At 52.5% G+C, this 20,088-nt stretch carries 21 protein-coding genes and 1 pseudogene; 14 read left to right on the forward strand and 8 right to left on the reverse strand.

All coding sequences use genetic code 11. The features are described 5' to 3' along the window. Positions 1-57: 57 nt before the first annotated feature. Positions 58-1,212 carry an MFS transporter gene (locus E0L21_RS22735; protein ID WP_235855283.1) on the forward strand — a complete coding sequence of 385 codons (1,155 nt, stop codon included), beginning with the start codon at positions 58-60 and terminating at the stop codon, positions 1,210-1,212. Between the two features lie 165 nt (positions 1,213-1,377). Here E0L21_RS22735 and E0L21_RS22740 read toward each other — a convergent pair whose 3' ends face one another. Beyond that, positions 1,378-2,313 carry an aromatic alcohol reductase gene (locus E0L21_RS22740; protein WP_131413512.1) on the reverse strand — a complete coding sequence of 312 codons (936 nt, stop codon included), beginning with the start codon at positions 2,311-2,313 and terminating at the stop codon, positions 1,378-1,380. A gap of 85 nt (positions 2,314-2,398) precedes the next feature. Here E0L21_RS22740 and E0L21_RS22745 point away from each other — a divergent pair, with 85 nt between their 5' ends. Then, the gene (locus E0L21_RS22745; protein WP_131413514.1) at positions 2,399-2,836 is read left to right on the forward strand and encodes a winged helix-turn-helix transcriptional regulator; all 438 of its coding nucleotides are present in this window, start codon (positions 2,399-2,401) and stop codon (positions 2,834-2,836) included. 257 nt (positions 2,837-3,093) lie between these two features. Here E0L21_RS22745 and mmuM read toward each other — a convergent pair whose 3' ends face one another. From mmuM to E0L21_RS22760, 3 genes are all read right to left on the reverse strand, one after another. Beyond that, positions 3,094-4,026: a homocysteine S-methyltransferase gene (gene mmuM / locus E0L21_RS22750; RefSeq protein ID WP_131413516.1), complete on the reverse strand. Its 933-nt coding sequence runs from the start codon at positions 4,024-4,026 to the stop codon at positions 3,094-3,096. After that, a complete protein-coding gene (mmuP, locus tag E0L21_RS22755; protein WP_131413518.1) occupies positions 4,013-5,413 on the reverse strand; it encodes an S-methylmethionine permease in 1,401 nt (466 codons plus the stop codon). The genes mmuM and mmuP overlap by 14 nt, the downstream gene beginning before the upstream one ends. 361 nt (positions 5,414-5,774) lie before the next feature. Beyond that, positions 5,775-6,527 (reverse strand): IclR family transcriptional regulator, encoded by a 753-nt coding sequence (locus tag E0L21_RS22760; RefSeq protein WP_131413520.1) that lies wholly within the window; start codon positions 6,525-6,527, stop codon positions 5,775-5,777. Positions 6,528-6,930: 403 nt separating this feature from the next. Between E0L21_RS22760 and E0L21_RS22765 the strand changes: the two genes are divergently transcribed. From E0L21_RS22765 to E0L21_RS22790, 6 genes are all read left to right on the forward strand, one after another. Then, positions 6,931-7,323 (forward strand): RidA family protein, encoded by a 393-nt coding sequence (locus E0L21_RS22765; protein WP_131413522.1) that lies wholly within the window; start codon positions 6,931-6,933, stop codon positions 7,321-7,323. Between the two features lie 200 nt (positions 7,324-7,523). Further along, positions 7,524-8,363 carry an ABC transporter substrate-binding protein gene (locus tag E0L21_RS22770; protein WP_131413524.1) on the forward strand — a complete coding sequence of 280 codons (840 nt, stop codon included), beginning with the start codon at positions 7,524-7,526 and terminating at the stop codon, positions 8,361-8,363. Between the two features lie 53 nt (positions 8,364-8,416). Then, positions 8,417-9,154, forward strand: coding sequence for an amino acid ABC transporter permease (locus E0L21_RS22775; RefSeq protein WP_131413526.1), 738 nt, complete (start codon positions 8,417-8,419; stop codon positions 9,152-9,154). Further along, positions 9,151-9,795: an amino acid ABC transporter permease gene (locus E0L21_RS22780; RefSeq protein WP_131413528.1), complete on the forward strand. Its 645-nt coding sequence runs from the start codon at positions 9,151-9,153 to the stop codon at positions 9,793-9,795. The genes E0L21_RS22775 and E0L21_RS22780 overlap by 4 nt, the downstream gene beginning before the upstream one ends. Then, the gene (locus tag E0L21_RS22785; protein ID WP_131413530.1) at positions 9,792-10,529 is read left to right on the forward strand and encodes an amino acid ABC transporter ATP-binding protein; all 738 of its coding nucleotides are present in this window, start codon (positions 9,792-9,794) and stop codon (positions 10,527-10,529) included. Before E0L21_RS22780 ends, E0L21_RS22785 begins: the two co-directional genes overlap by 4 nt. A gap of 11 nt (positions 10,530-10,540) precedes the next feature. After that, positions 10,541-11,812 (forward strand): alanine racemase, encoded by a 1,272-nt coding sequence (locus tag E0L21_RS22790; RefSeq protein ID WP_131413533.1) that lies wholly within the window; start codon positions 10,541-10,543, stop codon positions 11,810-11,812. Between the two features lie 107 nt (positions 11,813-11,919). Here the strand turns inward: E0L21_RS22790 and E0L21_RS22795 are convergent, their stop codons facing one another. Next, positions 11,920-12,813 (reverse strand): AraC family transcriptional regulator, encoded by an 894-nt coding sequence (locus E0L21_RS22795; RefSeq protein WP_131413534.1) that lies wholly within the window; start codon positions 12,811-12,813, stop codon positions 11,920-11,922. A 510-nt stretch (positions 12,814-13,323) separates the two neighbouring features. Between E0L21_RS22795 and E0L21_RS22800 the strand changes: the two genes are divergently transcribed. Both E0L21_RS22800 and E0L21_RS22805 read left to right on the forward strand, forming a co-directional pair. Beyond that, positions 13,324-14,070, forward strand: a complete 747-nt coding sequence (locus E0L21_RS22800) for an SDR family NAD(P)-dependent oxidoreductase (RefSeq protein ID WP_131413536.1) — start codon at positions 13,324-13,326, stop codon at positions 14,068-14,070. An 11-nt stretch (positions 14,071-14,081) separates the two neighbouring features. Beyond that, on the forward strand, positions 14,082-14,798 hold the full coding sequence (locus tag E0L21_RS22805; RefSeq protein WP_235855284.1) for an SDR family oxidoreductase: 717 nt from the start codon (positions 14,082-14,084) through the stop codon (positions 14,796-14,798). Positions 14,799-14,904: 106 nt separating this feature from the next. On the opposite strand, the gene E0L21_RS22810 is transcribed toward E0L21_RS22805, so the two are convergent. Beyond that, positions 14,905-15,306 carry a winged helix-turn-helix transcriptional regulator gene (locus E0L21_RS22810; RefSeq protein ID WP_131413538.1) on the reverse strand — a complete coding sequence of 134 codons (402 nt, stop codon included), beginning with the start codon at positions 15,304-15,306 and terminating at the stop codon, positions 14,905-14,907. Between the two features lie 99 nt (positions 15,307-15,405). On the opposite strand from E0L21_RS22810, the gene E0L21_RS22815 reads away from it, so the two are divergent. After that, complete coding sequence (locus E0L21_RS22815; RefSeq protein WP_131413540.1) at positions 15,406-16,137, forward strand: SDR family NAD(P)-dependent oxidoreductase; 732 nt, start codon at positions 15,406-15,408, stop codon at positions 16,135-16,137. A gap of 50 nt (positions 16,138-16,187) precedes the next feature. Here E0L21_RS22815 and E0L21_RS22820 read toward each other — a convergent pair. Next, positions 16,188-16,663, reverse strand: a pseudogene (locus E0L21_RS22820) (LysR substrate-binding domain-containing protein); the annotation flags it as partial. Between the two features lie 451 nt (positions 16,664-17,114). On the opposite strand from E0L21_RS22820, the gene E0L21_RS22825 reads away from it, so the two are divergent. The 3 genes from E0L21_RS22825 (at position 17,115) to E0L21_RS22835 (ending at position 18,953) form a co-directional block, all read left to right on the forward strand. Further along, complete coding sequence (locus tag E0L21_RS22825) at positions 17,115-17,618, forward strand: DUF6622 family protein (protein WP_328590681.1); 504 nt, start codon at positions 17,115-17,117, stop codon at positions 17,616-17,618. A 568-nt stretch (positions 17,619-18,186) separates the two neighbouring features. Next, a complete protein-coding gene (locus E0L21_RS25295) occupies positions 18,187-18,453 on the forward strand; it encodes an SRPBCC family protein (RefSeq protein ID WP_235855285.1) in 267 nt (88 codons plus the stop codon). 116 nt (positions 18,454-18,569) lie between these two features. After that, the gene (locus E0L21_RS22835; RefSeq protein ID WP_131413541.1) at positions 18,570-18,953 is read left to right on the forward strand and encodes a Rid family hydrolase; all 384 of its coding nucleotides are present in this window, start codon (positions 18,570-18,572) and stop codon (positions 18,951-18,953) included. A gap of 159 nt (positions 18,954-19,112) precedes the next feature. Here E0L21_RS22835 and E0L21_RS22840 read toward each other — a convergent pair whose 3' ends face one another. Next, complete coding sequence (locus E0L21_RS22840; RefSeq protein ID WP_131413543.1) at positions 19,113-19,595, reverse strand: glutathione peroxidase; 483 nt, start codon at positions 19,593-19,595, stop codon at positions 19,113-19,115. Between the last annotated feature and the right edge of the window lie 493 nt (positions 19,596-20,088).

Raw genomic sequence — 20,088 nt, forward strand, 5'->3', positions numbered from 1 at the left:
GATAAATGCTTGCGGCATTTTCTGCTGAAGCAATCACATGCCTAAAAGGATCCTGTCTTGAAACGTATTACCTCTTCGCCCTTTATGTTCGCATTTATCGCTTTTTTGATCGGGTTGAATCTTCGCCCCATTCTGGCTTCTATCGGACCGTTATTTCCGGTTTTACAGCGTGAAGCGGGATTATCAGCCACAGAATTCAGTCTGCTAACCACCCTGCCAGTGGCGATGATGGGGCTGGTTGCGCTGAGTGGGCCATGGCTTTTAGCCAGAACCGGTGCTGTCCGGGGAATTACAATAGGGCTTTCGATCCTACTTTTCGCCTGTTTATTCCGGGGTTTTAGCACCTCACTCACGGGGCTTATGAGCACCGCTTTAGCGGGTGGAGCAAGTATTGGCATGATCCAGGCGTTAATGCCAGCCCTGATAAAAAAGGAATACACGCAATCGGCCAGCACGTTTATGTCTCTGTTCAGCACCGGTATTATGGCTGGCGCGGCGATGGCTGCCGCTACTGCCGAGCCGCTGTTTACCCGGCTTGACCTAAAGCCTACGCTGGCCATAGCCGGTTTGTTAACCCTTCTTGCCCTGATATTTTGGCTGTCATGGGCCAGGCACCGCCCGGCAGAAAAAACGGTCTTCGCAGAAGTGACATTATCGTCATCCCGGACAGGGTTGTTACTGCTGTTTTTTGGCATCGGGACCGGCGCCTATACGCTGGTACTGGCGTGGCTACCCCCTCTCTATATTCAGGCGGGCTGGAGCGCACGCAGCAGCGGATATATGCTGGCCTGGCTTACGTTAACTGAAGTTGTGGCGGGCTTTGCCGTTTCAGCCCTGATCTCTCGATTTCCTGACCGCCGTGTTCCGCTGGTCACCGTGCTGCTGGTGTTACTGGCAGGGTTGATGTGTCTGATCTTTGCTCCAGGAACCACGCCAGTTGCGTCGACGTTGCTACTTGGCACTGGTATCGGCGCACTGTTCCCGCTATCGCTCATCGTGACATTTGATCATGCGCGAACACCGGCTGAGGCAGGGAAACTTCTGTCACGGGTGCAGGGTGGCGGATACCTGATTGCGGCGCTGATGCCATTAATCGCCGGTATTGTGCGTGACAGCGGTGCGTCACTGACTACCGCGTGGCTCATCATGAGCGCGGGTGTCATCCTGCTGATTGCGATAGCAATACGTTTTAAACCCATAGCGGCCAGGTAAAAATATCGACCAGCCACTAAAGCCTGCTCATCAGGCTTTAGTGCACATTGGTTTAGCGAAAGTGTCATCATCGTTAAAAGCTGAACGGGGCATGAGAGCATCACCAGAGCTGGCATGCTTCCATTACCTGACGGTGCGGCTTGTGCTTTCAACAATACGGGAAAGTTAAATTTTATGCTGTCTGGCAAGCCACTGACGCGCTGTGGTGGTTTCCGTTCCCTGACGATAATTGAACGTATCTTCCTTTCTCCACGCCACCCCGTCAGGCCGGGCGAAAGCGAGCCGGTAAGCTGCACCAACATCATTCGGATTATGTTCTACATCTTCCATCAACTTCTTCCTGTCCAGTAAAGTTCTTTTTACCGACGTTCCCCAGTGCGCCTGCATTAAATCGGCAATCTCACCGTAAGTCAGCGTATCCCCTGCGATATAGACAATCTCGTTACGAAAAGCGGGCTGATGAAAGAAGATATCTGCTGTCAGTCGGCCGATATCTTCAGGCGTCGTCAGTGTCACCGCATATCTCCAGTCTCCCGGAGCACAGACAGCTTTATTTTGTGCGTCAACCACACCAAAGCCTGGTTCAAACAGGTAGCTGGTAAAAATCCCCGTGGAAACAATCACCCACTCCGTTGTGCTCTGCGCGCGCAGAAGGTGGCGAACCTCAAGTTGTTCATCCCAAACCGGTTGTCCGCTGCCGTTACCGACAACGTCATAATCCACACCGAACTGCCATGGGAAGTAGCGAGGTACTCCCGCCTTTAATACCGCCTGCGTAATCTTAATTTGCGTTCCCGGCCCGCCGACAAAACCACTGCAATTGATAACGGCACTGAAGGTGCTAAACAACGCACTCAGTTCATCAACACTGTTTTGCTGGAGATCGCCTTCAACCACAGCAATACCCAGCTTTATTAGCTCATCCAACCGTGTCCTGAGCTGGCCAGATGTCGCATGCGCAGCGTTGCTTCTGAGCAGTACGCTGATTTTCATCGATGAATGTTCCTGAACTTTACGGCTCATTGCCCGCAATACTGGCAATCCCAGCTCTCCTGCGCCGAGAATGAGAACAGTATTTTCAGGTTTGTTTTCAAATTTCATGATTGCCTCCTGTCGTATTACTGCGCCATCCTGACAGCTGGCAGAACCTGGTTCAATCAGGTACACGAATGATACCGGAGGGAATATGGATTATGAGCGGGAAGCGCTGCTGCAATTTTCGAAAGAATTTTGTGCGGAATTAAGCAACGATAATGAGGGACTGAAACGTGAGATCCTCGCGCACGCAGGAAATCGCTGGTCGCTGGGTGTGTTGCATTTACTGGGCACCAGCGGAGAGCTTCGCCACGGGGAGTTACGCCGCGACCTTACCGGTGTCACGCAAAGAATGTTGACGCGAACGCTACGTCATCTTGAGCGTGACGGGCTCATCTCTCGCCGTGATTTTCAGGAGAAACCACCGCGGGTCGTTTATGCCATTACCGATGCGGGAAAAGAGATGCTGGTGAGAATGATGCCGTTATGGTCGTGGATTATTTCATCTGCAGAGTATTTCAGGGGCGCCAGGTCCGCGTACGACATAGAGCAGGAATTATCTCCCACAACCAAATGGCTGGAAGATTAAAAAGCAAATAATAAATTTCCGCGCCTTTTACTCGTCACGTCTCACGCTTCAATCAGGGTTCAGCCACCAATGTTTCCGCCAGGCCGTGCACAGGCTGAACCGCTGCCATCAGGTTGAGGTTATCTGTTGTCAGAAATAAACAGGCTTTTCGCCAGCCATCGATAACGCAGAGAGCGATTCATCTTCATGCTAGCCGGATGAAAGGCACCGTGGGCCATAAGTTCCAGCCCACGAGTCCTATTTGCTCCCCGTCACCGTTAACGGTGTTGACTCAGTGCGGCAATATCCCGTGGGGTCGTCCGGCAGCATCCGCCAATAAGTCTCGCACCCGCCTCTAACCACTGGGGCAAATATGCCGCTAAGGATCCGCAGCGCTCACCGTGTGTATGCCACGCCTTGGTTGCTGCGTCATACGTTTCACCGGAGTTAGGATAGACAACCAGAGGCAGCGCGCTGAGGCTTTGCAGATGTTTGAGGGCGGCGGTGGTTTTGCTCAGAGCAATACAGTTAATCCCCAGCGCAACAATTTGGGGACAGCCAGACAGCGCATTCACCACCTGCACCAGCGGTGTGCCATCGCTCAAGTGCTGGTCGTCACATAAGGTAAAGGAGAACCACGCCTGCGCATGCGGGTATTCAGATAACAGACCTGCCAGTGCGTCTATTTCGGTGAAGGAAGGTAGCGTTTCACAGGCCAGCAGATCGGCACCGGCATTGAGCAGCGCGTCAATTCGCGGGCGATGAAATGCCTGAAACGCCTCGCGGCTGCACACGTAGTCGCCGCGATACTCCGAGCCATCGGCCAGATAAGCACCGTATGGCCCAACAGAGCCCGCCACCAGTAGCGGACCGGCATTGGGGTTTTCTGAGCGATAAATGTCACTCGCCTCTTTTGCCAGCATCACACTCTTTTCAATCAGCGCTTTCGACTGCGCCTCAGTCAGACCGCGCGCCGCAAAACCTGCAGGCGTGGCCTGATAACTGGCAGTAATGGCGATCTGTGCGCCCGCACGGAAGTAATCCAGATGCACATCCCGAATACGCTGCGGATCTTCCATTAACACTTTGGCGGACCAGAGATTATCGACAAGGCTGCATCCGCGCGCTTCAAGCTCGGTGGCCAGGGCGCCATCCAGCACGGCAAAGGGATGATGTTCAAGCAGCGTGGCAAGGGAATTACTCTGCGGCATAGTCAGCCTCCTTCAATTTCGTTTTCTGGGTGAGAAAATAGGCACCGTAGCAAAGGGCGACAAACGGCAGACCACAATAGAGCGCAATGCGCTGATCCGCATCGAACGCCAGCCCGATGCAGGCCAGCAGACACAGCACGAATCCAAGCACCGGAACCAGTGGATACCAGGGTGCCCGGTATTTCAATGCCGCAGAGAGTTTGCCCGACTGTAAGTGGCGGCGACGAAAAACAAAGTGGGACGCGCAGATGCTGAGCCAGACAGCGACAACGGCAAAGCCAGAAATGGCGCTGAGCGCAACGAAGACAGTATCAGGGGCAATCACGCTGGATAACAGCGCCAGCAGACCGCCGAGCATAGAGACAGAAAGCGCTATCAACGGCACACCATTTTTGTTGACGCGGGCAAAACAGCCCGGCAACGTTTTTTCGTTTGCCAGCGACCATAGCATGCGGCCCGATGCATAGAGCCCGGAATTCGCCGCTGAAAGGATCGCCGTCAGGATGACGAAGTTAAAAATATCCGCCGCATACGGAATGCCGATTTTTTCAAAGACCAGCACAAACGGGCTCTTCTCAACCCCTGCCACATTTGCCGGAACCAGCGCGGCAAGGACAAAAACGGTGCCAATAAAAAACAGGATCAAGCGGGCAATCGTCGCGCGGATCGCCACCGGGATCGCCTGGTGCGGATTTTCCGTTTCACCCGCCGCGATACCGATAAGCTCGGTCCCGGAAAAAGCAAAATTGACCGCCACCATGGTCATCAGAATGGGCAAACCGCCGTGTGGGAACCAGTCTTCGCTGGTGAGGTTAGAAAGCCCTGGCGACGGTGAACCATCCTTCATGGAGATAAAGCCGAAAATCACCCCGCAGCCCAAGAGGATAAAGACGAGAATGGTCGCAACTTTTACCAGCGAGAACCAGAACTCCCCTTCGGCAAAAAAGCGCGTTGAAATCGCGTTAAGACAAAAAATCACCACACAAAACAGGGCGCTCCATATCCAGACGGGAATATGCGGGAACCAGTACTGCATACAAAACCCAGCGGCGGTAAAGCTTGAGCCCAGAGCGACTGTCCAGGTCAGCCAGTACAACCAGGCCACGGTGTACCCGGTCGCCGGACCAATATAGCGCGCCGCATAGACATGAAAAGCGCCTGTTACGGGCATCGCCACGGAAAGCTCGCCAAGGCACTGCATCACCAGCCAGACGACCAGCGCCCCAATCAAATACGCCAGCAGTGTACCTGCCGCACCGGTGGTAGAGATGATGTATCCGGTATTAAAAAATAACCCTGTGCCAATGACGCCGCCCAATGAAAGCATGATCAAATGGCGGGTTTTCATGGTGCGCTTAAGCTCGCCATTTTCTTGTTGTGTCTGCATATCACCTTCTAAACGTATAGATGTCTAAATGTCCGTGTTTGGGTTCTTTATATCGTCATTATCAACAAAAGGCCAGCATTAGGCGGGTATCCGGGCTGAGACACGAAGAAGCAACGCGTGCGCAAATATCAGGCAAACTGTTTTTTTAACGCCACAGAGTGGAAACAAGATATGAATGTCGATAGTTCGGATGAGGCTGCCGTTGGACGGAAAATGTCTGTGGCTGTGGGAAGGGGGACATCTGAAGGGGATACACCAGTGGGATTTTGCAGCGCAACGACGTGAGCGATACAACCTTTCACCTTCTGGTGTAACCCGGCGAGCCGGAAATCAATTTTTTTCAATCGTATGGAATATGAGTTCAGGTGAAATCCGATAATTTTTGCCCGGAAACAATCAACTCTTTGAGCAACATCTGACGGCGCTCCTCCGGCGTATCGCGGCTCACCATAAAGCAGATAGCAGCAACTGCCTGCCCGCTACGAGAACGAATCGGTGCTGCCATGCAGCAGGTAAAACTCTCTGAGAGGCCTTCAGTTAGGCAATATCCCTGCTGCCCGGCACGATGTATATCTTCGAGAAATGCCTGTTTGTCGAGGACTTGCCCGTTCGCCAGACGGTAATCCTCTTCGGGGATAAGATCGAGAATGGCACTGTCCGACCAGTTACTGAGTAGCAGACGACCCGTGGCAGTCCAGGTAATCGGTACTCGCACCCCGATATCAGACGTGATTTTGAACGGGTGGGCATTACTTTCCGACAGCACAACGGTGTACTTATTCCCTTCCAACATACATAGCTGCACCGTCTCGCCATGACGGGCCACAATCTCAACCATTAACTGATGTGAGCGGCGGATAAGATCGTTATGCGCCATGTAGTCCGCACCGTAATAGTGCATTTCACGGCCGAAGAACACCGCACCGTCGGCGTCCAGTTCAACCAACCCAGCCTCACTTAGCAGGTTGACGAGCTCATATACGCTAGAACGCGGCGCACCAGTGGCGTCGATCAAATCGCGCATCGCCATGGGCTGACGAGCGATATGCAACTGGCGAAAAATGTCGATAACCCGGTCAACACCGCGTGCCCGCGATGGCTTCTCGTCCGGCATAAGCAAATTCTCCTGATGCAGTCGGGCGGTCGCGCCAGACAGTAAAAAAGAAAGCATCATACACCCAGCGTCGTCGTTAACCCATCCCCGTTAATTAAAATTTCAATGCCGAAATTTATATTTCCTTGTTCTATTTTGGGGCCTCATTTTAGCGCATTGCGTGCAGGTTATTTTTTTAAATAACGACAGCGGTAACATTTCCAGTTAGAAATTTCTTTCATTACTTTTTTATTTTGCGATCGCGACGACATCACGAGAAATTAAATTCCTCGCGATATATTGCAAAAGCAAAAAAGCTGTGCAAATCTTGATCTATCCGATATTGCAGATTCAAGTCTGATATATCAGACAATCATTACTCGGTACTCACGGGTATTCTCAGAACAAAAAGGAGCAGCGTCGCATGACGATTAAGCGTTATGGCATTGAAGGCGGCACCGGTACGGGTGGGCAGAAACTGCCGTTCGCACGGGCAGTTGAGGCCGATGGCTGGCTGTATATCTCGGGCCAGACACCGATGCGCGAGGGCGAAGTAGTGGAAGGCGGTATCATCGAACAGACACAACTGGCGTTCAACAACTGTCTCGCCATCATGCGGGAAGCAGGCTATCGCGTGGAAGATGTCGTACACGTCACGGCGGTATTAACCGACGCGCGATATTTCAGTTCATTTAATAAAGTATTCAGTGAGATATTTAGTAATAATCCACCAGCGCGGATTTGTAGCGTGCAGGATTTAGTGGTCGACTGCAAAGTGGAAGTGGATATGAAATGTTTCCGCGCTGACCGTAAATAATTAAAACCGTTAAAACAGGCTGCGCGTTTCTATTTCTTCTTCGCCAACACCAGTACCGCCTGTTATTAATTGCTGCTTTTGCTTTTTCACTAGAATATCCCGAAATAATCAGCGCTGCCGCTGCGCGGGCGATCGTCTGGCTTATCACGGGTGACACGGTATTACGCCGTCTCGTTAAACATTAAAAGAGAGCATAAAAAATGAATGCAACAACATCGCTGAAATTTAGTGCCAAAGCACTGGCCGGCGCGCTGGTAATGTTGGCTGTTGCGGGCTGTACGCCGACCGAAGAGAAAAAAGAAGCGGGTGCCGCGCCGCAGTCTGCACTGCAAACCGTCCTGCAGCGCGGCACACTGCGCGTGGGTGACTGCCTGAGCTTTGCCCCGTTTGGTTTTTACGATAAAGAGGGCAATCCGGATGGGTATGACGTCGATCTGGCCAAAGCGCTGGCTAAACAGATGGGCGTCAAACTGGAGATGGTTAACACAACCAGCGCCAACCGCATTCCTAATCTACAAACCAACAAAGTCGACGTGGTGTTCTGTAACTTCACCCGCAATCTGGAACGCGCCAAAGAGATTGGTTTCACCAACCCGTATGTCGTAGCGAGTGAAGCCATGCTGGTGCGCAAAAATAGCGGCATTCAGTCCGCGCATGACATGGCCGGAAAAACCATTGCCACGGTGAAAGGTTCTACCAACGGCGACGAAGTGCGCAACCTCGGCATCGACGTGAAAATTCAGGAGTACGACTCATCCCAGGCGGCAATTCTGGCGGTGAAACAGGGACAGGCTGATGCGATGATCGAAGATAACAACTTCCTCGCTTATCAGGCAAAACTCGATCCGTCGCTGACCGTGACTAACGAGGCGCTGGTGCCGCTGGAGTACAACGCCTTCGGTGTGAAACAGGGCGACCAGGTGTGGACCAATTATCTGAACGAATTCCTTTTTGAAATCAACGCATCCGGCGAGAACGCACAGCTGTATGCAAAATGGTTCGGCAGTAAACCGCGCTACCCGCTGAATCCGCAATACTGATTGTTCGCCCACGGCGCAGCAGCCAATGCTGCGCCGCCTGAAGGAGTCACACCATGAGTTATCAATGGCTAACCCTGTGGCGCTACGCCGACACTTTTCTGGACGCCGCCTGGCTAACGCTGCAGGTCACGCTGCTGGCGTTTGTACTGGCAGTGGCTCTCGGGCTGCTGGCCGCACTGGCGAAATCCTCGCCGCTGGCGCCGGTACGCTGGCTCAGCCACTGCTACGTCGAGTTCATCCGCAATACCCCGGTGCTGTTGCAAATCTTCATCATCTTTTTTGGTCTGCCGTCGTTGGGTATCACCATGAGCGCCTTTACCGCAGGCGTGCTGGCGCTGGGGATTAACGTAGGCGCTTATCTGTCGGAAACCTTCCGCGCTGGCATTCAGTCGGTCGCGAAGGGCCAGCTGGAAGCGGCGTATATCCTCGGTATTCCACGCCGACAGATCTTCCTCAGCGTGGTGCTGCCACAGGCCGCTCGCGCAGTGTGGCCTGCCATTATTAATAACCTGATTCAGTTACTGCTCGGCACGTCGCTGCTTTCCGCCATCGCGCTGCCGGAACTGACCGGCACCGCAACGGTGATCAATGCGCGCACCCTGCTCTACATCCAGACTTTCAGTATTGTCGCGCTGGTCTATCTGCTGCTGAGCAACCTGTTTTCATGGCTTGGCAGCATGGCAGGACGCCGGATGTTCCATCCGCCGCTGGTGACGCCGGTAAAAAAGCCCGGCTGGCGGTGGGCAAAAAAATGGCTGATTAACCCAGTGAAACAGGGGAATGCGCTATGAGCGAACTTATCATCAACTCGCTGCCAATCCTGCTGAAAGGCTTGGTTATCACCTTACTGCTCTCCATCGCCGCTATCGTCGGCAGCACACTACTCGGTTTACTGGCAGCGGTGTTACGCACCAGCCGTTTGCCGGTCGCCAAACAGATTGCCGTGTTTTATACCGAACTGTTTCGCGGCACGCCGGTACTGATCACGCTGATGTTTATCTACTTCGGCGTGGCGTATTTCGGCTATGAAATCAATCTGTTCGCGGCCGGTATCCTCGGCCTGAGCATTTATCAGGGCGCTTACATTGCCGAAGTATTCCGCGCCGGTATTGAAGCTGTACCTAAAGGCCAGTGGGAAGTGTCATGGATCCTTGGTCTTTCAAAACGCCAGACGTTTCTTAGCGTGATCCTGCCGCAGACGCGCGGCATCGTGCTGCCACCGCTGGTGGGCCAGTATCTTTCGCTGATAAAAGATACGTCGATTGTCAGCATGATCGGCATGTCGGAATTGATGCACCAGGGCCAGGCTATTGTCGATCGCATCGGTCAGCCGGTGGTGATTTATGGTCTGGTCGCCCTGCTCTACTTCGTTGTCTGCTTTCCACTTTCCCGTTGGGTTCAACATCATCAAACCAGGAGCCAGTTATCATGAGCAAATCCGCCATTACGCTGAGCCGTATTACCAAATCTTTTGGCTCAACCCAGGTCCTGAAAGAGATAAGCCTTGATGTGTCGCCCGGCGAAGTGCTGGTGCTGATTGGCGCATCCGGTTCCGGCAAAAGTACCGTATTACGCATCATGAGTGGGCTGGAAACCGCCGATGGCGGGGAAATCTGGGTGAATGAAGTGCCGCTGCACGAACGCAAACGCAGCAGAGAAATCTGCGGCCATGTCGGCATGGTGTTTCAGCAGTTCAATCTGTTTCCCCATAAGACCGCGCTCGGTAACGTGACGCTGGCGTTGATTAAAGCGCAGAAACTGTCCGAGGCCGAAGCCAATAAACGCGGTATGGCCGCCCTGACCCGTGTCGGGCTGGCCGAGCGCGCGCATCATTATCCGGCCCAGCTATCCGGCGGTCAGCAGCAGCGTGTGGCGATTGCTCGCGCGCTGGCGGTGGAGCCGAAAATTATGTTTTTTGATGAAGCGACGTCAGCGCTCGATCCTGAACTGGTCGGCGAAGTGATGGAAGTCATGCGCAGCCTGGCGCGTGAAGGTATGACCATGGTGGTGGTCACCCATGAGATGGGTTTTGCGCGTAAAACCGCTGACCGCGTGGTGTTTATGGATCAGGGCGTGATAGCCGAGCAGGGTTCGCCGGAGCAGATTTTCGTCAATCCGCAGAATCCGCGCACCCAGCAATTCTTATCGCGTGTGCTTGAGCACTAACAGGAGGCATGATGTCGATTCACTTTCCATTGCAGGCAGACGGCACGCTGGATGCGCAGCAAACTACGCCGCGTTTTAAATCGGTCGCCGGGTCCGGCAATCAGCCGCTGGCTAACGGCACCCAAATTTTTAACAGTCCCGAGGTGTTTTCCCCACTGATGCTGATGAAGCAATCGGCACTGGAGAATAACCTGCGTCAACTGGCAGATTTTTGTCGTGAGCAAGGCGTAATGCTGGCGGCACACGGCAAAACGTCGATGTCTCCGGCGATTCTGCGCCGCGCCATCACTGAAGGCGGTGCCTGGGGATTGAGCGCCGCAACCCCTGCGCAGGTTCGCGCCTTGCGCCAGTTCGGCATTCGTAACGTCTTCCTCGCCAATGAACTGGTCGACCCCGCTGGCATTCGCTGGATAGGCGAATGGCAAAAGCAGCATCCCGACCATGGCTTCCTTTGCTACGTCGATTCACTGCAGGGTGTTCGTCTGCTGGAGCAACATCTCGGCGACAGCCGCATTGCGGTACTGCTGGAAATGTCGGTCAGCGGCGGACGCACCGGCTGCCGTTCATCCGCTGAAGCACTGGAGATTGCCGCCGCGATTGCGACCAGCCCTGCTCTGCAACTGGTGGGCGTGGCGGGCTATGAAGGCGCGCTTGGCGCCGGACGTGATACCGCGGGGGTGCAGCGCGTAACAGATTACTGCCGGATGCTGATCGCCACCGCGGCGCTGCTGGCTGAAAATCAGCTGTTTGCCAGCCAGCATATTATCCTCAGTGCCGGCGGCGGTGCGTGGTTTGACGTGGTCTCGGCGTGTTTCACCGCCGCGAACCTGCCACTGCCAATGACGCCGCTGATTCGATCCGGCGCTTACATGGCGCACGACAGCGGCCTGTACGCACGCATTGCGCCTTTTGCGCAGCCCGGGGCTACGCATCATTTCACCGCCGCGCTGGAGATCTGGGGCCGGGTATTGTCGCGCCCTGAGCCTGGCCTGGCGTTTGTTGATTTCGGACGCCGTGATGTGCCGTTCGATCAGGATCTGCCAAATCCGCTGTGGGTGCGCAACGTCGATGGCAGTGCCCCGCGTGCAGCGTCTGGCATGCGCATCAGCGAGGTGAACGATCAACATGCGTATTTATTGCTGCCGGAAGAGGATGTGTTAAAGCCCGGTGACTGGGTGGGTTGTGGCATTTCACATCCCTGTACCGCATTCGATAAATGGCGGTATTTGCCCCTGGTAGACGATAATTACTGCGTCACAGATTCACTGGAAACCGCATTCTGAGTAAAAATTGGGGCATAACGGCGCGATGTTTCGCGCTGTTTTTACATGTCCGAATGAACCGCGCTCATCCGTTCTTTAACTGCCACGACGTTCAGGCCGGGAAGAGATTATTCCGGCCAGTACGATTCGGCTTTCACTTTTAATAAATGGCGTAAACGGTGAGCTTCCTTTTGCGGCGGACAACCAAAGAACCGGCTAAATTCTCTGCTAAATTGTGTCGGACTGACGTAGCCAACTTTAAAAGAAGCTTCACTGGCCGTGACATTGCTCTTCACCATTAAAAAACGCGCCTGGTGCAGCCTGATGGAAATCAGATACTGTTTGGGTGTTGTGCCGGTGAATGCCCTGAAATGGCGATGAAAAGAGGGGGAGCTCATGCCCGCTTCTTTAGCCAGCATCTCAACATCAATAGGATCCATAAACCGGGTATGCATCGTGCGAATAGCGGCAGCAATTTGCCTGAAATGCCCTTTTCCGCAGAGCGCCGCTCTGATTGAGGCTCCCTGCGTATCAATCAGTACACGATAATAAAGTTCTTTCAGAATACCCGGCCCCAGAATTCTGGCCTTCTCTTCATCAGAAAGCACCGCCAGAAGGCGATAAACCGTATCGGCCAGTTCTTCTCCGAGAGGGGTGGAAAACATAATTCCCGCCTGCTCATTTCCTCTTACCTCGCCTTCCCCCATTTCAATAAGTAATTCGGCAATTGTGGCGACATCAAGCGATACAGACAGCGCCAGAAGAGGTTCTTGCTGGCTGGCAGTGGTCTGGCTGCTAAAAGGAAGAGGCGCGGAGACAACCAGATAATGTCCGGGATCGTAGGTAAATTCCCGCCCGCCCATCAAACCGGTTTTCTTTCCCTGCAGAACAATAACGATACAGGGTTCATAAAGGACGGGCGTGTGGGACATCGACGCATTGACTCGCAACAGCTTTATCGCCGTCATCCGGGTGCGCGAGTAGCCTTCATCAGGCGCAAGCGCCAGCAAAGCAGGGATCATTTTTCGCGTAAGGCTTGAGGTAAGTCCGGACACTGCGCCCCCTGAAGATATAAAAGGATAAATTTTTCAGCCTGTATCAGGTTATTAAACCGAATTCTGACAGGAAACGATAATCTTTGTACAGGAACCTTCATTGTTGCATTGCGCTGCTTCTCATACTCTTTTAGCAACAAAAGAAATGAGGAGACGTTATGCAACGTCATTCTGAATCAAGAGCCTGGCTTATTTCAGCAACTGTCCATGAACCGGGACGGGAAGCATCGCCCGGAGACATTTCGCTGACGCCTGGCGTATTCGGCCAGATTTTCCCTCTCCTCACTCAGTGAGATTCAGCAGTCACTAAATCGCGTAACGGCGTGACAGCAGGCAAAGAAAAAGCGGCAAGCATCATGATTGAAACCGCCCGTTCACCTAATCCCCCCTGACACGGGCTTCGGATGAGGAGGTATCCGTACGGCTGATAAAGGAGATGACGTTCGGGCAACGTGATACAGCATTTGAGGACTAAAAATGGCAGATTTTTTGGGATTAAAAAACAAAGTGGCGATTGTCACGGGCGCCGCAGGTGATATTGGCAGGGCCACCGTAAAACTTCTCGTGAGTCATGAAGCGAAGGTGCTGGCTCTGGATATCAACCCGGCGGTCCATGCGCTGGCACAGCGCAATCAGGTGGTGACACAGATATGCGACGTCAGTCAGGAACATGAGGTCATCAGCGCAGTCGCTTTCGCACAAGCAGAATTCGGCGGCGTGGATATTCTTATCAACAATGCAGGTAAGACCCTGAATAAACTCGCTACCGAAACCTCCGTTGCAGAATGGGACAGCATCATGACCATTAATGCCAGAGGGTATTTTCTCCTGAGCCGGGAAAGCCTGAAGGTCATGCAGCCTCGCAGGCAAGGCGCGATTGTCAATGTGGCGTCCGTGGTGAGCAGAGTGGGCATGAAAACCACGTCCGCCTACTCGGCCTCTAAAGGTGCCATCGCGCAACTGACGAAAGTTCTGGCGCTGGAAGCGGCTGAGTATGCTATCCGGGTTAATGCCGTTGCACCCGGCGTCGTCGAAACAAATATTCTTTCCGGCATCGTGGAAGACAGCCGAACCACGCTGGCCAGCTACGGCCACGCTCACCCACTTGGGCGGGTGGCTCAGCCGGAAGAAATTGCTGAAGCCATTATCTGGCTTGCCTCACCTAAAGCCAGCTTTGTAACGGGAACGGTATTGATGGCTGACGGCGGTTACACCGCACAGTAAATCAGGAGCCAATGATGAAAAAGCAGAGCATTTTAGTTGTCGGAGCCGAGAAAGGGCTGGGTCAAGGGCTGACAGAAGCCTATCTGGAGCGAGGCTGGGACGTTTTCGCCACCCATTTACCGGGTACGGATACCTCCGCCCTGCTCGCTCTGGGAGAGATTTACCCCGGCAATCTGGTGACCGGCGAGATTGATGTCACCAACAAGTCCCATATCGAGCCGCTTATCGGCAGGCTCCACGAACGGCGATTTGACGTTATTTTTATGGTTGCAGGCATTTACGGCCCCTTGCATCAATCCGTGTTGCAGGCCTCTGACGCGGAATTCCAGCAAATTATGATGACCAATGCGTTTGGCCCTGCCCGCCTGGCCCGGCACCTGCTGCCAATGCTTGAGCCTGAGGGAAGCCTGGTTTTCATGTCGTCGCACCGGGGCAGTATTGCCAGCAATACCGAACCGGGGATCGGCCTTGAGCTTTACCGGGCCAGTAAAGCGGCGCTGAATATGCTGGCGCGTTGTATTTATAGGGAGATCAGCCAGGGAGCGCAGACGGTTCTGTCAATTCATCCTGGCTGGGTGGCGACAGCGATGGGCACGTTGGATGGCACAGTGGATGCGGAGATTGATGTGAAGACCAGCGTCAACGGCATGATCAGTGTGATTGAGCAACACCGAAACGCCAGAAGCCATCTCTTCCTCGATTATGAGAACAACAGCTGGCCCTGGTGATAACGGACAAAGCTGTATCTTTTATGGGATTAACCCCGGCCCCATTTGCGGGAATAAATCTCCGGGGTAGCCTGTTCAGCGTTATTCAGAGGATCAGGCTCATTGCTCAAGCCTCAACCTGACTTTCGCATTTATTTTCATCCGCATGAGCACGATCGTATTCAGCCTGAGCTAATGCCAGGGTCGGACCGAATTCCAACGCCCAATTCGCCAACGCAACAAAAGGCTGCTGGAGTGACTGCGCCAGCGGCGTAATGGTGTATTCCACACTCACAGGATGAGTGGACAGAACGTGACGAGTAATTAAACCGTTTCGCTCCAGCCGTTTCAGCGCATCGGCCAGCGCCTTATGGGTAATCCCGTCCAGGCGTCGGCGAAGTTCATTGAACCGGCAAGGTTCCGTACACAGTACCGTCAGAATTAATATCGACCATTTATTGGTGATATGTTCTAACACCAGACGGGTATTTCTAAAATCTATCAGGCAGTTATCGTTTTTTTCTTGCATAGCGATATCGTCACTTATATTTGGTATAGCAAAAGTGCGTAATTGATATTAAGTATAGAATTTATACCATCTGTTTTCGACCTAAATCGGAGAAATCAGATGGGCAGAATAGAGAAAAAAGTCGCTGTGGTGCTTGGCGGTGCGAAAGGGATTGGGCTGGCTATCAGTCAGCGTTTAGCCACTGAAGGGGCCGTTACCTGGTTCACTTCGCGACGAGAAGAAGACCTTGAGACAGCCAAAAGCAAAATATCGGGAACCGCGATACCGCTACAGGCTGATGTCAGTCAGAAGAGCGAACTGAGTCGTATCATGCAGACAGTTGCAGAAAAATCAGGTCAGATAGATATCTTGATAATCAATGCTGGAATGTCGGAATACGCCCCGCTTGAAGAGGTCAGTGAGCAGCATTTTGACCAGACGTTTGGCCTGAATGTTCGCTCTCCTGTCTTTGCCCTGCAGGCAGCATTACCTTTGATGAAACCCAGCAGCAGTGTCGTTCTCATCGGTTCAATTGCTGATGTTCTCGGCACACACGGATATGGCGTTTACTCGGCCAGCAAAGCCGCACTGCGCTCTTTTGCCCGCACCTGGACACGCGAACTTGCCGCGCGCGGTATCCGTGTCAACGTTGTCGCGCCTGGTCCTGTCGACACTGAAATGATGGCGGCAACGTCTGATGAAGTGCGTAAAAGCTTAACCAGCGCAATACCGCTCGGCAGAATGGGTCAACCTGAAGAGGTTGCCAACGCTGCATTCTTCCTCGCAAGCGATGAGAGTTGCTATATTGCCGGCGCAGAGATTTGCGTTGATGGCGGCATGACGCAGGTATAAGCGTTCACACGACGGCCATCCCTGGATGGCCGATCAGAGTAGCAGCAAGATCAGATAATGTCGGCTATCCAGTCTGCAAATGCGCGCACGGCGGGAGAAAGAAAGCGTTGATGCAGGTACAGTAAAGTGACCGGTACTGGTGGCGGTTGCCAGTCTGCAAGCACCTCAATGAGCCTTCCTTCCTGCTGATGCTCTGAGACAATGCGCCCGGCAAGCTGCGCCAGTCCGAAACCTTCAAGACACATTTTTATATAAAGCCCCGTTTCGTTAACAACCACATCGCCATTAACAGGAACGGACAGCGTCTCAGCGCCACGCGCAATTCACCCGTACGCCTGGCTGAGCCGGAAAAGTAATGGATTGCACGATGCTGCAACAATTCGTCGCGCGACTGCGGAATCCCGTATTCCCTGAGATACGCCGGAGAGGCATAGGTTATCCAGCGAAACCGGCCAAGCGGACGAGCTACCAGCGTAGAGTTATTCAGCTCCCCTGTTCTCACCACGCAGTCGACCCCTTTTTGCAGAAATCTTCCTGCCGCTGGCGCAGTCGCGCTGACAGGTATGAAACGCATGAGCATGATTTATTACGCAATCGCCTTTTCTGCAGGTCTCGGGATCACCTGCGCCGTCAAAACATGACGGCGTTTTTTTAAAGCGAAATTAGCGGAATTTGCCGGTTTACCAGAAAGCCCACTGCATACACAACGTAACGGCTCAGCTTACCGCATGCAGGCAGAACTGAATCTGCTGGTCTTTAATGCCGCTGACCAGGCTTGTCATATCCCGGGTCCGGCCTGATGTCACTGACGTGTCACCTTGCAGTCATGGCGTTGTCGTGTACGGTGCCAGCCTGATATGTAAGTCTCATCGCAGGCATTGCAGTGGACGGTAACAGTGATGAGTGTCGCTGAAAAGGTTATGGTGTGACGGTTCACCGGTGCTGAAGAAAAAGAGTAATTTTCGTAACCGGGACAAATGATGGATATGGCACACTTTTTAAGAGAAACACCCGTATGGGTATGGATAATGCTGGCCTTTTTACTACGCCGTGGTTTTGCTGCGCTTTATGACCGGGAGATGGCAATCGGGCGGTTGTTTTTACTGCCGGTACTTTTTCTTGTCTGGGGAACATATGGCGTGATCACCGAGACAGAACTGGCTGGAGTAAGTCTTACAATGATGGCAGCCGGACTGTTCGCAGGCACCGCACTCGGATACCGATTATGGCGCTCACTGCCACCGCTGAGAAATACAGACAATCCAGGCATGATTATCAGAGCTGGAACCCCGCTGACTCTGGGATTGATCGTCATTGCTTTTAGTATGAAGTTTACCCTGACCTCGGCTCTTTATCTGCAGCCTGGATTAAGGTCAACTACAAGCTTTTGTATGTTGTTTGGCGGTGTGACGGGGCTTGTTGACGGCATATTCTGGGGGGGAACGCTGAGACTTTACCTCCCCTGGTACAGTAAAAGATGATTAATGCACACCGTTCGTTATTGAAATCCACCCGACTCGCTGAGTCAAAGATGCTGTTCCTTGCCCTGCTGATGTACTGGCCAGGCTGGTCCCGGCCAGCATCCCGGTAACGGGACAGGCTGCTTTTTTCTCAGTGAGCGTCAAAGCCGATAATGCAACATATCTGGCTGCCTTGAGCGAAACGGACATTTTTTAACCATTCAAATTAACGTTCAAAGCGCCACCAGGCATCAAATCTCAAAGCTCTTTCACTGGTCTGCTGGCGAATAATTATGTGTTGAGATGCCTGCCTGAGCGAGATTGACTCTCCCTGAGCGAAAAATGGGGTTTGGCATTTTTGGCGTTACGCCATTATAAGTACACATTGAATATCTCCACTTACTCTATCTGATGAGCAATTTTATGAATGAAGACAACGTCTGGAGTAAGTCCTTTACGCTGACTGTAAGAAGCAAACCGAAAGCAATATGGCAGGCCTTCGTCGACACCGATAACTGGAAACGATGGAACCCTGGCGTAAAGTCAATCACTATCGAGGGGCCATTTCATAGGGGAAACATGGTTCACAATGGAGTTACCTCAAGGCGATGTTGTCCGTAGTCAGCTTACTGATGTTTCTGAAGAAAAATATTTCATTGATGAAACCTGGGTGGATGAAATACGGGTCAACGTTGAACATCGTATCGAGGCATCTGGCTCCGATGAAAGTATCGTGATTTACGCGATCAGCACCCAGGGCCCCCAGGCTAAGGCTTTCGGCGAGGGGATCAGCTCGGATTTCCCGGAAGTGATGGCGGGGTTGGCTAGATACTTTGCCGAAACAGATTCAATGTAAATGACATCTGAATTCCTGTTTTGTCGGCGGGTGATGATAATCCTGACGGAATTGCCACAGAGCATAACGGTTTGGTACATGCTGGCATTTATTAAGTCATCAATTTGAGAAAAATTATGAAAAAATCGATAGTTCCTGAAGAATTTCAGCATTATTTCGATGACTGGCACTTCTCCCCGATCATCGAAGCTGATGGCACAGTGTATCTCTCAGGAGTTACCGCGGCACGCAAAGACAAACCGATAAGTAAGCATCCTGAAGAACAATTCCACGATGCGTTTTATAAGCTGGGTGTTTATTTAAACGCCGCCGGTTTGGGCTATGAACATATACTTGAGATGACCACTTTCCATATTGATCTTAAAAAACATATAGACGTTTTTTCTAACGTAAAAGATGAGTATATAAAAGCGCCATACCCGGCATGGTCCGCCATTGGTGTATCAGAATTCATTCCAGAAAACGCACTTGTGGAAATGCGGATTGTAGCTAAAAGGTAATTTTTAGGCCTCTGATCTAGAAATATGCGCTTCAGGCACAAAACGAACCGACTGAATAGCCGTGAGGGCTGCTACAAGCGAACAGCGGAAGTTACCCTCCAGCGGATAATGTCTTTTTCGAAGCGCTCTAAAATTGAATGGTCCGAATTCCCAATACACTTAGATTTCAAGTGCCGCAAGGATTGCTGCTTCCATTTTTTCGGGGGTGGAGAACGGCGCAAAACGCTTGAGCGGTTTACCGTCGCGTCCGATCAGAAACTTAGTGAAATTCCATTTGATCCGCCCACCCAGCACGCCCGGCAATTCGTTTTTCAGATAACGAAACACCGGGTGCGCTGCGGTTCCGTTGACCTCTACTTTTTCGAACATCGGGAAGCTCACACCGTAGTTAATGTGACAAGTCTGCGCGATTTCGTCGGCACCGCCGGGTTCCTGTTTACCGAACTGGTTGCAGGGGAAACCAAGCACCACTAAACCCTGAGCGGCGTATTTCTTGTAGAGCGCTTCAAGCCCGCCGTATTGAGGCGTGAAGCCACAATGGCTGGCGGTATTAACAACCAGAACGACCTTACCCGTATAGTCGGCCATGGAGATAAGCTGGCCGCCCAAACTGGTGGCTATAAGTTGATGAAAGGTGGTCATATCGGAAACATCCTCAAAGCAGAACCAGTTCGACGTCGACATTGCTACGTAGCGCGTTACAGCCGGGTCGTGGAGAGTAGATCCTGTTCCTGATTGCATGGCAGGTCTGGAATCGTGTGCGATACATCTTTGCAAAGTCGAATGAAAAGAACAACAAACAGGCCACCGTTGACCTGCTCTTCGTTGATTAACACATCATAATGTTCGTTGTGTGCGCTTTGGCACGAAACCAAACATCGCATAATCATCGGAAGGCTCTGAGCGAAAAGCGGACATTATCGATTACGCTGGATTACAAGGTACCTCAAAAGTTACCGGCAAGGTTTTATGGAATACTTATATATGGGCCGGTAAGCATGCGGATTTCGCAGCAAATCCTCGCATTGCTCACGCCTTAAGCGAACAGTCATGAAAGCTTAAAATCTTGCTTGACCGTTTCAGTACAACTCCCTATAGTAGCGCCCCGTTGCCCCCAGTACTGGCTGGCAGCGAT

Source organism: Kosakonia quasisacchari (genome assembly GCF_004331415.1).
In the GTDB taxonomy this organism is placed as follows: Bacteria; Pseudomonadota; Gammaproteobacteria; order Enterobacterales; family Enterobacteriaceae; genus Kosakonia; species Kosakonia quasisacchari.

Excerpts from the sequence above, each read along its gene's own strand:
- E0L21_RS22740 (WP_131413512.1), bottom strand. The coding sequence starts at position 2,313 with ATGAAATTTGAAAACAAACCTGAAAATACTGTTCTCATTCTCGGCGCA.
- E0L21_RS22745 (WP_131413514.1), top strand. The coding sequence starts at position 2,399 with ATGGATTATGAGCGGGAAGCGCTGCTGCAATTTTCGAAAGAATTTTGT.
- mmuM (WP_131413516.1), bottom strand. The coding sequence starts at position 4,026 with ATGCCGCAGAGTAATTCCCTTGCCACGCTGCTTGAACATCATCCCTTT.
- mmuP (WP_131413518.1), bottom strand. The coding sequence starts at position 5,413 with ATGCAGACACAACAAGAAAATGGCGAGCTTAAGCGCACCATGAAAACC.
- E0L21_RS22760 (WP_131413520.1), bottom strand. The coding sequence starts at position 6,527 with ATGCCGGACGAGAAGCCATCGCGGGCACGCGGTGTTGACCGGGTTATC.
- E0L21_RS22765 (WP_131413522.1), top strand. The coding sequence starts at position 6,931 with ATGACGATTAAGCGTTATGGCATTGAAGGCGGCACCGGTACGGGTGGG.
- E0L21_RS22770 (WP_131413524.1), top strand. The coding sequence starts at position 7,524 with ATGAATGCAACAACATCGCTGAAATTTAGTGCCAAAGCACTGGCCGGC.
- E0L21_RS22775 (WP_131413526.1), top strand. The coding sequence starts at position 8,417 with ATGAGTTATCAATGGCTAACCCTGTGGCGCTACGCCGACACTTTTCTG.
- E0L21_RS22780 (WP_131413528.1), top strand. The coding sequence starts at position 9,151 with ATGAGCGAACTTATCATCAACTCGCTGCCAATCCTGCTGAAAGGCTTG.
- E0L21_RS22785 (WP_131413530.1), top strand. The coding sequence starts at position 9,792 with ATGAGCAAATCCGCCATTACGCTGAGCCGTATTACCAAATCTTTTGGC.
- E0L21_RS22790 (WP_131413533.1), top strand. The coding sequence starts at position 10,541 with ATGTCGATTCACTTTCCATTGCAGGCAGACGGCACGCTGGATGCGCAG.
- E0L21_RS22795 (WP_131413534.1), bottom strand. The coding sequence starts at position 12,813 with ATGATCCCTGCTTTGCTGGCGCTTGCGCCTGATGAAGGCTACTCGCGC.
- E0L21_RS22800 (WP_131413536.1), top strand. The coding sequence starts at position 13,324 with ATGGCAGATTTTTTGGGATTAAAAAACAAAGTGGCGATTGTCACGGGC.
- E0L21_RS22805 (WP_235855284.1), top strand. The coding sequence starts at position 14,082 with ATGATGAAAAAGCAGAGCATTTTAGTTGTCGGAGCCGAGAAAGGGCTG.
- E0L21_RS22810 (WP_131413538.1), bottom strand. The coding sequence starts at position 15,306 with ATGCAAGAAAAAAACGATAACTGCCTGATAGATTTTAGAAATACCCGT.
- E0L21_RS22815 (WP_131413540.1), top strand. The coding sequence starts at position 15,406 with ATGGGCAGAATAGAGAAAAAAGTCGCTGTGGTGCTTGGCGGTGCGAAA.
- E0L21_RS22825 (WP_328590681.1), top strand. The coding sequence starts at position 17,115 with ATGATGGATATGGCACACTTTTTAAGAGAAACACCCGTATGGGTATGG.
- E0L21_RS25295 (WP_235855285.1), top strand. The coding sequence starts at position 18,187 with ATGGAGTTACCTCAAGGCGATGTTGTCCGTAGTCAGCTTACTGATGTT.
- E0L21_RS22835 (WP_131413541.1), top strand. The coding sequence starts at position 18,570 with ATGAAAAAATCGATAGTTCCTGAAGAATTTCAGCATTATTTCGATGAC.
- E0L21_RS22840 (WP_131413543.1), bottom strand. The coding sequence starts at position 19,595 with ATGACCACCTTTCATCAACTTATAGCCACCAGTTTGGGCGGCCAGCTT.